The sequence below is a fragment of the Nonomuraea sp. NPDC049695 genome (genome assembly GCF_040674955.1).
GTDB lineage: Bacteria > Actinomycetota > Actinomycetes > Streptosporangiales > Streptosporangiaceae > Nonomuraea > Nonomuraea helvata.
On the sequence record NZ_JBFANV010000159.1, the window covers coordinates 1 to 12130 of the forward strand.

Consider the following 12130-nt stretch of genomic DNA (forward strand, 5'->3'; position numbering starts at 1 on the left):
TCTTCCTCGTGGTCATTCCGGTCGCGGGCGTCCTGGCAGCTAGTCCCGGCTTCCCATCATTCGGGCGTGCCAGATCGTGTGCGGAGCGAGCCGGCCGGTGTCACCGAGGCGTTCTTCCAGATCCGCAGCCTCCGACCGGCCTGGAGATCCGAACTCCGTACAGCATCTCCGCCGTTTTCGATCTGCACAGGCAGGCGCCGCAGGAGACCTACCTCGGCCTCGGCTCGTACGACCGCCACCACCTGACGCTGTGCGCCCTGCGGATCATCGTGACCGGCTCCGACAGGGAGATCCAAGGGTGATGTCCCGCGCCGGCCTTGCCCTCCCCGGGCTAGGCCACCCTGCCGTTCAGGAGCCGGGCCGCGTGGTGCTGCTCCGGAGGACGAGGGAGGTGGCGAGCTCGATGCGGGTCCCCGCCGCGCCCCTCGGATGGGTCAGCTCCTCCGAGATGAGCCGGACCGCCTCGTTGGCCATGTCGTCGAGCGGCTGGCGGACGGTGGTGAGCGGCGGCGACATCATCTCGCACAGCATCGAGTCGTCGAACCCCACCACCGACAGCTCGTCCGGCACCCGGATCCCGCGTTCGGTCGCCGCCTGGTAGACGCCGGCCGCCTGCAGGTCCGACCCGGCGAAGATGGCGGTCGGCCGGTCGGGGCGGTCGAGCAGCTCGGCCCCGAACTCCCTGCCGCCCGAGATGAGGAAGTCGCCGTAACGCGTCAGCCCGGGGTCGGGGTCGATCCCGAACGTACGGTGCGCCGCCAGATAGCCCTCGTACCGGTCGAGCGTGCACTGCGTCTCGAGCGGCCCGCCGATGAACCCGATCCTCGTGTGCCCCAGCTCCAGCAGGTGGGTGGTGGCCATGACGCCGCCCGACCAGTTCGTGGCGCCGACGGTGGAGATGCGTGGATCGCGCTTGCCCACCGGGTCGAGCAGCACCAGGGGAACGTGCAGGAGCTCCTCGATGGCCGCGATCTCCTCCTGGTTGGCCCGCGACAGCACCAGCACGATCCCGTCGGTGCTGCGCTTGCGCACGATCCCGATCCAGCGCCGCAGGTCGAAGTCGGCGCGGGCGGAAGAGGTCACCACGAGCGAGAACCCCCACCGCGCCGCCGCCTGCTCCGCGCCCTTGATGAGCACCTGGGCCCACGGCGAGCCGAGCCCGTCGATGAGCAGGTCGACGAGGCCGGCCCGGGGCGTGCTCGGCGGGCGCGGGGCCTCGTACCCGAAGGCCCTGACGGCCTCGAGCACCTTGTCCCTGGTGGCCGCCGAGACGTGCTTCTTACCGCTCAGGACCTTGGAGACGGTCGGCACGGACACTCCGGCGGCGGCCGCGACGTCGGCCAGCGTTGCTCGAGCCACAGGGCCTCCCCGGACAACTTTCGGAAACTGATGGAAAGCGCAGGTCTTCCTGCTGACCTGGGAGCATCCTGCTACCCGATCAGTGCTGTTGACATCTGTGCAGGTCGAAGCCTAGCGTAACCCCTCGGCAATGTCACGGTAATATTTCGGAAAGTATCTCAGAAACTTTCCGATCCACTATCTGCCGATCGAGGGTGTATGGAACGGGTCGAGCAACTGCTCGCGGAGATGTCGCTCGACGAGAAGCTCGCTCAGCTCGTCGGCGTATGGCTGAACGTCAACCGGGAAGAGGGCGTCGTCGCGCCGCTGCAGGACTCGATGCAGGGCGAGGACGTCCAGTTCGAGGCGTTCGCCCGCCACGGCCTGGGCCACGTCACCCGCCACTACGGCACCAGGCCCGTCGACCCGGAATGGGCGAGCACGGCGCTGGCCGCGCGGCAGCGCTGGCTCCGCGACCACACCCGGCTCGGCATCCCGGCGCTCGCGCATGAGGAGTGCCTGACCGGGCTGGCGGCCTGGCGCGCCACGACGTACCCGGTGCCGCCCGCGTGGGGCGCGTCGTTCGACCCCGACCTGGTGGAGCGGATGGGCGCCAGGATCGGGGCGAGCATGCGGGCGCTCGGCGTCCACCAGGGCCTCGCCCCGGTGCTCGACGTGATCCGTGACCAGCGCTGGGGACGGGTCGAGGAGTGCATCTCCGAGGACCCGTACGAGGTCGCGACCATCGGCGCGGCCTACGTGCGCGGCGTGCAGTCCACGGGCGTGATCGCCACGCTCAAGCACTTCGTCGGCTACTCCAACTCCCGCGCCGGCCGCAACCTCGCCCCCGTGCACGCCGGCGCCCGCGAGGTGGCCGACACGCTGCTGTTCCCGTTCGAGGTCGCGGTCAAGGACGCGCGGGCGGGCTCGGTCATGAACTCCTACGCCGAGATCGACGGCATCCCGGTCACCGCCGACCCGTACTACCTGACCCAGGTCCTCAGGGACGAATGGGGCTTCGAGGGCACGGTCGTCGCCGACTACTTCGCGGTCGCCTTCCTGCACACCCTGCACGCGGTGGCCTCCGGCGCCGAGGACGCGGCCGTGCAGGCGCTCACCGCGGGCATCGACGTCGAGCTGCCCACCGGAGTGGCGTACCTGGAGCCGCTGAAGCAGGCCGTCACCGAGGGCAGGATCGACGAGGCCCTCGTCGACCGGGCGCTGCGCCGCGTGCTGCTGCAGAAGGCCCAGCTCGGCCTGCTCGACGACGGCTACGAGCCCGCGCCGTCAGGGCCGGTGGACCTCGACGACCCCGGCTCCCGCGACCTGGCCCGGCGCCTGGCCGAGGAGTCGATCGTGCTGCTCACGAACGGCGGCGTACTCCCGCTCGGCGACGCCGCGGGCAGGACCGTCGCCGTGATCGGCCCGAACGCCGACGACGTCACCGCCCTGTTCGGCTGCTACTCGTTCGTCAACCACGTCCTGCCGCACTTCCCCGAGGTCGAGTCCGGCATCGCCGCACCGACCCTGCTCGACGCGCTGCGCGAGGAGTTCCCCGGCGCGACGATCCAGGTCGAGCGCGGTACGGGCGTGGACGACGGCGACCGTACGGGCATCGCCGCGGCCGCGCGCCTGGCGCAGGAGTCGGATCTCGCGATCCTCGTGCTCGGCGATCGCTCCGGGCTGTTCGGCCGGGGCACCTCCGGTGAGGGCTGCGACGCGGAGAACCTCGACCTGCCGGGCGCGCAGCAGGAGCTCGCCGACGCCGTCATCGCCACGGGCACGCCGACCGTGGTCGTGCTCATGACCGGGCGCGCCTACGCCGTGCCGGGCCTGCTCAGGGACGCCGCCGCCGTCGTGCAGGCGTACTTCCCCGGCGAGGAGGGCGCGGGCGCCGTCGCCCGCGTGCTGTCCGGCGCCGTGAACCCCTCCGGCCGCCTGCCCATGAGCATGCCCCGCTCGACCGCCGGCCAGCCGTACAGCTACCTGCACCCCAGGCTCGGCGCGGCGAGCTCGGTCAGCAACATCGACCCCGCACCGGCGCTGAGCTTCGGGCACGGGCTGAGCTACACGAGCTTCGCCTACGAGGGCCTGGCCGCCGACGAGACGGCCGGGACGGCGGGGTCGATCCGCTGCTCGGTCGTGGTGCGCAACACCGGCGAGCGTGCCGGGGCGGAGGTGGTCCAGCTGTACGCCTCCGACAAGGTCGCCTCGGTCACCAGGCCCGTGGCACAGCTCGTCGGGTACGCCCGGGTCGAGCTGGGCCCCGGCGAGAGCGCGAAGGTCGCCTTCGACGTCCCGGTCAGGCTGCTGGCCTTCACCGGCCGCGACGGGCGGCGCGTCGTCGAGCCCGGCGAGATCGGCCTTTCCGTGCGCCGATCCGTCGCGGAACCGATCGCCGAGACGTCCGTGGAGCTGACCGGCCCCCTGTATGAGATCACCGGTTCCGAGCGGCGCCTGACCGCCGTGTCGGTCGAGCCGGAAAAGGAGCTATGAAATGTCGCGCTTGGATGCTTTCAGGAACCGCCTCGGGGGCTTCGCCTACGGCGGCGACTACAACCCGGAGCAATGGGACCCGGCCGTGTGGCGGGAGGACGTCCGGCTCATGCGTGAGGCCGGCGTCAACGTCGTCTCCCTCGGCGTGTTCGCGTGGGCGTCGCTGGAGCCGGAGCCGGGCAAGTACGAGTTCGGCTGGATGGACGAGATCATGGACCTCCTCCATGAGAACGGCATCAGCGTCAACCTGGCCACCCCCACCGCGGCGCCGCCCGTCTGGCTCACGCAGCTGCACCCCGAGGTGTTCCCGATCATGGCCGACGGGGAGCGCTTCGGCTTCGGCAACCGGCTGCACTACGACCCGTCGTCGCCGATCTACCGCGAATACGCCGCCGGCATCACCACCAAGCTCGCCGAGCGCTACTCGTTCCACCCGGCGCTGGCGATGTGGCACATCTCCAACGAGTACGGGCCCACGGCGTACAACGAGGCCGCCTCGGTCAACTTCCGCCGCTGGCTGCAGCGCCGGTACGGCGACCTGGAGACGCTGAACGAGGCGTGGTACACCCGCTTCTGGAGCCAGCGCTACACCGACTGGGACCAGATCGAGGTGCCGCACATCCCGCGTACCTGGATGAACCCGGCCCGCAGGCTCGACTTCAAGCGGTTCACCTCCGACGCCCTCCTCGAGTGCTACATCGCTGAACGCGACATCGTCCGCTCCTTCCGCGACGACATCCCGGTGCTGACCAACTTCATGCGCTTCTTCAAGCACGCCGACTACTGGAAGTGGGCGCCCGAGGAGGACGCGGTCGCGCTCGACATCTACCCCAACCCCGCCGACGCCGACTCCCACGTATCCGCGGCCTTCCAGTTCGACCTGTTCCGCTCGCTCAAGGGCGGGCAGCCGTGGCTGCTCATGGAGCAGGCGGCCAGCGCGGTCAGCCAGTGGCAGCTCAACATCGTCAAGGAGCCGGGACGGATGCGCCTCGGCTCGCTCCAGGCGGTGTCGCGGGCCTCGGACGCGGTGATGTTCTTCCAGTGGCGGGCCGGTCGCGGCGGGCAGGAGCGCTTCCACTCGGCGATGCTGCCGCACTCCGGGCCGGACTCGCGCACGTTCAGGGAGATCATCGACCTGGGGCGGGAGCTGAAGCTGCTCGCGCCCGCCGCCGGGACCACCTCGCGCGCCGAGATCGCGATCCTGTTCGACTGGGACGGCTGGTGGGGGCTGGAGGAGACCGCGGGGCTGCCGCGCCAGGACTTCAGCTATCCCGACACGGTCATGCGGCACTACACGCCGCTGTGGTCGCAGCACTTCCCGGTGGACGTGGTGTCCTCCGGCTCCTCGCTGGAGGGGTACAAGGTGCTGGTGGTGCCGAACGCGTACCTGATCGACGACGAGGGCGTGCGGCGGATCACCGAGTTCGCCCGTGACGGCGGGACGGTGATCATGTCGTTCTTCTCCGGCGTGGTCGACGACTGCAACCGGGTACGGCCCGACGGCTACCCGGGGGCGTTCCGGCAGCTCATCGGGGCCAAGATCGACGAGTACTGGCCGGCCAGGCCGCACGAGGTCTTCTCCGTGGAGTTCGCCGACGGGCGGCGGGCCACCTCGACCTGGTGGCGCGACGACCTCCACCTGGAGACGGGCACGGCCCTGGCCACCTACGGGGACGGCCTGCTGGCCGGGCGGGCGGCCGTGGTGGACAACCGCTTCGGCGCGGGGCGGGTCGTGTACTTCGCCACGCTGCTGGAGCAGGCGGCCTTCGACGCCGAGCTGGTCGGGGCGGTGGAGGCGGCGGGCGTCCGTTCGCCCTTCCCTGGGGTGCCGGCCCACGTGGAGTGCGCTGTGCGGGGGGACGCGGAGCACGAGTACGTGTTCCTGCTCAACCACAGCGGCGAGGAGAGCGCGTCCGTGCCCTTCGACGGGGAGGGGACCGACCTGCTCACGGGCGAGCCCGCGTCGGGCTCGGTCAACCTGGCACCCCTCGGAGCGGCGGTGATCCGGCGCGCCCGCGCCTGATCGCGGTAACTCGGCGGCGAAGGCGGCCGGCACCCCTGGATGCGCAGCCGGGCCGACCCACCCGCGAAATCGAACGCGCTAAAGGAGGCCCGCGTCGCGGACCTTCATCGCGACGTGCACCCGGTTGTCGGTGCCCAGCTTGGCGAAGATGCGGGTGATGTTGGCCTTCACGGTCGCCACGCTCACGGACAGGCTCGTCGCGATCTCGGCGTTGGAGCCGCCTCTGGCCAGCTCGATCGCGACCTCCCGCTCGCGTTCGGTGAGGCTGGCCAGCTCCCGCTGAGCCTCCGGCCGCTGCCCCGCGTACCTGCCGGTGGCGGCCGCGATCACCTGCTGCGCCACGCTGGGCGACAGCACCGGCTCACCCCTGGTCACGGTGCGGACGGCCTCGATCATCTTCGGTGGCGGCGTGTCCTTCAGCAGGAAGCCGGCGGCGCCGAGCTGGAGGGCGCGCAGCACCATGTCGTCGGCGTCGAACGTGGTGAGCACCAGGATGCGGGGCGGCGCCGGGCGGCCCAGCAGCAGCTCGATGGTGGTGAGCCCGTCCTGGAGGGGCATCCGCAGGTCCATGAGCACGACGTCGGGCCTGAGGTCGCGGATCACGTCCATGGCCTGTCTGCCGTCCCCGGCCTCGCCCACCAGCTCGAGGTCGGCCTCGCCGCCGAGAATGAGGCGCAGGCCGGTGCGCACCATGGGGTCGTCGTCCACGATCACGACTTTGATCACGGCGTCAAGCCTCCCACGGCAGCCGCGCGTCGAGGACGAAACGGTCGTTCTCCACCGAGTGGGTGATCGTGCCGCCCGCCATCCGGGTGCGTTCGGCGAGGCCGACCAGGCCCAGCCGGCCGCCGGGGCCGGCCTTCGCGCCGGAGCGAGCGGGGTTGCTCACCCGGATGCGCAGCTCCTCGCCGGGACGCCCGCCCAGCTCGGCCCGCACGCGGCTGCCCGGCGCGTGTTTGCGCGCGTTGGTCAGCGCCTCCTGCACGATCCGGTACGCGTGCCGTCCCGTCTGCGTCGGCAGCAGTTCGCGCCCGTCGATGGCGTCGTCCACCTCCACCTGCTGCCCGGCCGCCCGCACCTCCTCGAACAGCGCGTCCAGATGGGCCAGCGTCGGCTGCGGCGCCTCCATGCCGCCGTCGCGCCGGAGCGTGCCGAGGACGGCGCGCAGCTCGTTCAGCGACTGGTGGGCGTTCTCCTGGATCGCCAGGGCGGTCTCGCGGGTCTGCTCGGGGGACAGGTCCGTACGGTAGGCCAGACCTCCGGCGAGCATCGCCAGCAGGGAGATCCGGTGTGCGAGGACGTCGTGCATCTCCTGGGCGATCTTGAGCCGTTCGCCCAGCTGGGCCTGCTCGATCCGCTGCCGCTGCGCCGCGTGCTCCGCCTCCCGCTGCACGGCGGCCAGATCGCGGCGCCCGCGCAGGTAGAGGGCCAGGAGTGCCACCCCGACCAGGACGCCCACCCCGGCCACCCCGTAGGCGATGGTCATCTGGTCTGTGCCGTTCCGCTTGGTCGAGCCGACCACGCACAGCCAGAACGCGAGCCCGACCGGTACCCACTGGCGCCACGTCCGGTGCATGGCCAGGGAGCCGAAGCAGGCCAGGGCGGCGCCGATGGCCGAGAAGGAGTAGACGGTCAGCACGGCGGTCGCCAGCGCGATCGGCCACGGCCACCGGTGCCGCCACCACATCAGGACCAGCGCGAGCACGCCGAGCGCCACGTCAGTCAGCACGGACTGGAGCTCGCTGGGACTCATGGGCCGCCAGGGGAGCGCGATCAGCAGAAGGGAGAGGAGCAGCAGGGGCAGCGCGGCGGCCAGGTAACGCAGCGCGATGCCCAGCCTGTCGACGGGAAGTGGGTCGTACACGATCTCAGCCTAGAGACCATCCCGGCGCCGTCTTAGCGACCTGGGTCGATCCCGGTAGCGCCCCAGGTCTACATCGAGGGCGATGACGGTAGCCCCGGCGCGCGCATCGCTCGACCCAGGTCCGATGAAGCGGGACCCGCGTTTGCGATGGACTGAGGCCGTGATCGAATTTCAGCACGTCAGCAAGGCGTACAGAGAGGTGAAGGCACTCGACGACGTGTCCTTCACCGTGCGGCCGGGCACCGTCACCGGGTTTCTCGGGCCCAACGGGGCGGGCAAGTCCACCGCGCTGCGCATCCTGGCCGGGCTCTGCCGCCCGACCTCCGGCACGGCGACCGTGCTGGGGCGGCCGTACACCGAGCTGGAGCGTCCGGGGTTCGAGGTGGGGACGGTGCTGGACGCGGGGGCGCAGCATCCGGGCCGCACCGGGCGGGAGGTCCTGACCCTGGGCGCGATGCTGCTCGGCCTGCCGAGGTCGCGCGTGGACGAGGTCCTGGAGCTGGCGGGTCTGACCGGCAAGGAGGGCGGCCGGGCCGTGGGCGGCTACTCGCTCGGCATGCGGCAGCGGCTCGGCATCGCTCATGCGCTCCTCGGCCGGCCCCGGGCGCTCATCCTGGACGAGCCCGCCAACGGCCTCGACCCTCAGGGGATCCAGTGGATGCGAGGGCTGCTGCGCGACCTGGCCGGGGCGGGGTGCGCGGTGCTGCTCAGCTCGCACCTGCTGCACGAGGTGGAGCAGGTGGCCGACGACATCGTGATGATCGGAGGCGGCCGGGTGCTCGCGCAGGGCACGGTCGCCGAACTGAGCCGGGGCCGTGGCCTCGAACAGACCTTCCTCGAACTGACCGCGAACGCCGACAGGAGGGCCTCATGAGTGACACCGCCGCCGCCGCTGGGCTGGACACGGTACGCGCCGCCGGAGGACGGTCTTCCTTCATGACCCTGGTACGGGTGGAGACCCGCAAGCTCGTCGACACCCGCACCAGCAAGATCCTCACGGCGATCCTGGTGACGCTGGGGCTCGGCTCCGTGGCCGCCCGCGGACTCGTCGCGGGCCCGCACTTCTTCACCCTGGCCGGGACCTCGGCGATCGCGTTCGGAACGCTGCTGCCCGTCCTCGCCATCCTCACCATGACCGGCGAGTGGAGTCACCGCACGGCGCTGACCACGTTCGCGCTCGAACCCCGGCGGGGCCGCGTGCTGGCGGCCAAGTGCCTGCCGCCGCTGGTCGCGGCCGTGGCGGTCTGCGTGCTCGCGCTGCTGGTCGCGGCCCCGGTGACCGCCGCCGTCTCCGCCGCGCAGGGCGTGCCCGCCACCTGGCAGGTCGCGCCGCAGACCGTCCTGGGCTGGATCGCCACGATGGTGATCCTGACCGCCGAGGGGCTGGCCATGGGCGCGCTGCTGCTGAACGCGCCCGCCGCGATCGTGATCTACTTTGCCACCCCCATACTGTGGAGCGCCATCGGGCGGCTCGGCCACGCGGGAGAGGTTCTGGCCGGGTGGCTCGACCTCAACAGCACCACCAACCCCTTGACGAGCGGCGACATGTCCGGCGGCGATCTCGCCAGGCTGGCCGTGTCGGTGGCGGTCTGGATCGCCATCCCCATGGCCGCGGGGATTCTGCGGGTGTCCAGGAAGGACATTAACTGAGGACTTTACCTTCGAACGTAGATCTTTGTCCGATTCATGGGTTTTCGTTTGCCTTCGTCCGTTATCCGCACGTAACGTAGGACTCGTTACCGGCGAGTGACCTGGACCTTACCCCCGTGGAAGGTACCACTCGCTTGGGCTCTCGGATCCGATCCGCTGGATCCGCGGCGCTCCACGTAGCAACTGTGTGGCTTGTGCTCGGCTACGTGCGTCTATGAGCGTACCCGCCCCCCGTTGTCGAACAAAGGACTTTCTACACCTATGTCTGCTCGCCTGCGCCTTTTCGCCGCGCTCACCGCCTCCGCGCTGACGGCACTGGCCGTCGGTGCGCCCGCGGCGCACGCTGACGCCGACGCCGGCAGCACCACCCAGAAGGCCGTGCTCAAGGGCTCGACCACCGCGTCGTACTTCTGGGACGACTCCTCCGGCCGGGCCGGCGACACCGGTCTGCCCGCCGCCGGCAAGCCCATGCAGAAGGGCCTGGTCGCCAGCCCCAGCTGGCCGCTCATGACCGAGGGCTACGTGATCTACAAGGGCAAGAAGATGCCCTTCTTCGTCGGTGACCGCGGTCCCGGCGACCCCTCCAGCAGCGGCGTCATGCTCGACCTGGACGCCAAGACGTTCGCCGAGCTGACCGGCGGCCGCTTCAACCCCGAGACCCTGGGCGTCGACGGCGTCGCCGGCGAGGGTCACATCAAGGTGGAGTACGTCGTCACCAAGTGGGGCGACGGCGTCGGCAAGAAGAACTACCCGGAGGCCTTCTCCACCGGCGCCTGGGCCGCGCAGGACGCCAACCCGCTCACCAAGCAGATGACGGTGAAGCTCCCCGCCAACTGACCCTCCTCCGCCAAAGGGCGCTCCTGACCAGGGGCGCCCTTTCGCGTTCCCATTGAGGCTCTCCCTGATTTCACCCCGCCGTCATCCGCATATGTCATGATCCACGGGTCCTCATGGATCTTTGTGACAGGAGAAGGATGACTGCATTGGCGCGACGCGCGCTGCGTGCCGCTCTCGCGGGCGGCCTGGCCGCCGCCGCGGCGATCTGGCCGGCCGGGGTTCCCGCGGAGGCGGCCGCGTCCGCCGCCGTCTCGGTGGACTTCACGAAGCCGGTCCGTACGCTGTCCGCAGCCGACTACGGCATCGGCATCACCGGGTACGGCGACGGCTCGTACATCACGAACGACTCCAAGCATCGCGAGCGCCTGCGCACCCTCAAGCCGGGCCGGATGCGGATCGAGTTGCACTACAAGGAGCCCGGCAACCATGCCAGTCCCATCGTCTGCGGCGGCTACAAGTGCGACACGACGATCTCGGGCGACGCCTGGATCGCCGCCATCCGGGACCTGGGCGCCGAGCCGGTCGTCATCCTCCAGGTGGACGGACGCCAGAGCGCCGAGGTGAACCGCGACGACGCGGTGGCCCTCTATCAGCACTTCTCCGCCTCCGGCACGCCGGTGCGGCGGTTCATCCTCGGCAACGAGCTCAACTGCACCTGCACCCCAGAAAAGCCCGAAATGTCGGCATCTGAGTACAGTCGGCGGTTCAACCTGATCACCGACGCCCTCGACGCCAAGGACCCGGCGGTACGCGTCGGCGGCCCCGCCACCGCCTGGAACGACCTGCCCTACATCAGGACGTTCCTGGAGGGATCGAAGGACCGCGTCGACTTCCTCGACTACCACGACTACGGCAACGGCACCGAGGCCGTCACCGACGAGAACCTGCTGGGAGCCGTCGTCCGCGGCTACGAGACGGACCTCAAGGAGGTGAGCGCCCTCGCCGAGTCCGTGCTCGGACGCAAGATCGACCTCCAGATCGGCGAGTTCAACTCCGACTACGACGACCCCGACGGCCACCGTACGCTGACCCACTTCAACACCCTGTGGGGCGCGGCGGCGCTCGGCCAGATCCTGCACGCCGGAGCCGCCGCCTACCAGTACGGCGACAAGAACGGGCAGCTCGGCCTGACCAGCACGAACGGCGAGGGCGGCATCCAGCGCAGCGAGCCGCTGCCCATCTACCACGGCATCGGCATGTTCACCGGCGAGGGCCTGTTCAGGCCGTTCGGCACGACCATGGTGCAGGCGACGGCCGACAGCGACCTCCTGCACGTGTTCGCCTCCGACGCGGCCAAGAACGTCGTCCTGGTCAACGTCGGCACCCAGCCGCTGGACACCACGCTCTCGTTCACCGGCCTGACGGCGGGCACGGCCGCCGTCTGGCAGAGCACCTCCGACGCCTGGACCCCGCACCGGACCGGCACGGTCACGGTCGCCGGCGGCAAGGGCACGCTGACGCTGCCGGCGGGCTCGGTCACGACGCTGGTCGTCGACCAGCAGGGCCTGTCGGCGACCTACTTCGACAACGCCGACCTGACCGCGCCCAAGCTCACCCGGATCGACCCCGGCGTGAACTTCGACTGGGGCGCGAACGCCCCCGACCCGGCCGTGTCCGCCGACACGTTCAGCGTGCGATGGACCGGGAAGGTGATCGCCGACCGCGCGGAGACGTACACGTTCATCACCACGAGCGATGACGGCGTCCGGCTCTGGGTGGACGGCAAGGTGGTCGTGGACAACTGGACGGACCACTCCAAGCGCGACGACAGCGGCCAGATCGCGCTGACCGCCGGAGCGCACGACATCACGATGGAGTTCTACGACAGAGCCCGCCCGCTCGGCCACCTCCGCGGCGGCCATCTGCGGCGTCGTCACGACCAGGATCTCCGCCGTCGGCAGCCGCTGCGCCACCGAGATCGC

Annotated in this window: 9 protein-coding genes and 2 pseudogenes; 7 read left to right on the top strand and 4 right to left on the bottom strand. The window is 70.6% G+C overall.

Features of this window, described 5'->3' with window-relative positions:
- Positions 1-302, top strand: a 302-nt coding sequence (locus tag AB0J64_RS55220) for a hypothetical protein (protein WP_364046286.1), incomplete at its 5' end; no start/stop codon positions are given.
- A 46-nt stretch (positions 303-348) separates the two neighbouring features.
- Here AB0J64_RS55220 and AB0J64_RS55225 read toward each other — a convergent pair.
- The gene (locus tag AB0J64_RS55225; protein ID WP_364046288.1) at positions 349-1359 is read right to left on the bottom strand and encodes a substrate-binding domain-containing protein; all 1011 of its coding nucleotides are present in this window, start codon (positions 1357-1359) and stop codon (positions 349-351) included.
- 198 nt (positions 1360-1557) lie between these two features.
- Between AB0J64_RS55225 and AB0J64_RS55230 the strand changes: the two genes are divergently transcribed.
- Complete coding sequence (locus AB0J64_RS55230) at positions 1558-3834, top strand: glycoside hydrolase family 3 N-terminal domain-containing protein (RefSeq protein WP_364046290.1); 2277 nt, start codon at positions 1558-1560, stop codon at positions 3832-3834.
- A gap of 1 nt (position 3835) precedes the next feature.
- A complete protein-coding gene (locus AB0J64_RS55235) occupies positions 3836-5857 on the top strand; it encodes a beta-galactosidase (RefSeq protein ID WP_364046292.1) in 2022 nt (673 codons plus the stop codon).
- 78 nt (positions 5858-5935) lie between these two features.
- On the opposite strand, the gene AB0J64_RS55240 is transcribed toward AB0J64_RS55235, so the two are convergent.
- A complete protein-coding gene (locus tag AB0J64_RS55240) occupies positions 5936-6583 on the bottom strand; it encodes a response regulator transcription factor (RefSeq protein WP_364046294.1) in 648 nt (215 codons plus the stop codon).
- A gap of 4 nt (positions 6584-6587) precedes the next feature.
- Entirely contained in the window at positions 6588-7721 is a 1134-nt protein-coding gene (locus AB0J64_RS55245; protein WP_364046296.1) for a histidine kinase, read from the bottom strand.
- A 160-nt stretch (positions 7722-7881) separates the two neighbouring features.
- Between AB0J64_RS55245 and AB0J64_RS55250 the strand changes: the two genes are divergently transcribed.
- The 4 genes and pseudogenes from AB0J64_RS55250 to AB0J64_RS55265 all read left to right on the top strand — a co-directional run.
- On the top strand, positions 7882-8595 hold the full coding sequence (locus AB0J64_RS55250) for an ATP-binding cassette domain-containing protein (protein WP_364046298.1): 714 nt from the start codon (positions 7882-7884) through the stop codon (positions 8593-8595).
- The gene (locus AB0J64_RS55255) at positions 8592-9371 is read left to right on the top strand and encodes a hypothetical protein (RefSeq protein ID WP_364046300.1); all 780 of its coding nucleotides are present in this window, start codon (positions 8592-8594) and stop codon (positions 9369-9371) included. Before AB0J64_RS55250 ends, AB0J64_RS55255 begins: the two co-directional genes overlap by 4 nt.
- A gap of 261 nt (positions 9372-9632) precedes the next feature.
- The gene (locus AB0J64_RS55260) at positions 9633-10208 is read left to right on the top strand and encodes a hypothetical protein (RefSeq protein WP_364046302.1); all 576 of its coding nucleotides are present in this window, start codon (positions 9633-9635) and stop codon (positions 10206-10208) included.
- Between the two features lie 1238 nt (positions 10209-11446).
- Positions 11447-11989 (top strand): annotated as a pseudogene (locus AB0J64_RS55265) (PA14 domain-containing protein); the annotation flags it as partial.
- Positions 11990-12010: 21 nt separating this feature from the next.
- On the opposite strand, the pseudogene AB0J64_RS55270 reads toward AB0J64_RS55265, so the two are convergent.
- Positions 12011-12130, bottom strand: a pseudogene (locus AB0J64_RS55270) (sodium:proton antiporter); the annotation flags it as partial.

What these genes read in the sequence shown, in the direction of transcription:
- AB0J64_RS55230 (WP_364046290.1), top strand. Translation starts at nt 1,558, where the DNA reads ATGGAACGGGTCGAGCAACTGCTCGCGGAGATGTCGCTCGACGAGAAG.
- AB0J64_RS55235 (WP_364046292.1), top strand. Translation starts at nt 3,836, where the DNA reads ATGTCGCGCTTGGATGCTTTCAGGAACCGCCTCGGGGGCTTCGCCTAC.
- AB0J64_RS55255 (WP_364046300.1), top strand. Translation starts at nt 8,592, where the DNA reads ATGAGTGACACCGCCGCCGCCGCTGGGCTGGACACGGTACGCGCCGCC.
- AB0J64_RS55260 (WP_364046302.1), top strand. Translation starts at nt 9,633, where the DNA reads ATGTCTGCTCGCCTGCGCCTTTTCGCCGCGCTCACCGCCTCCGCGCTG.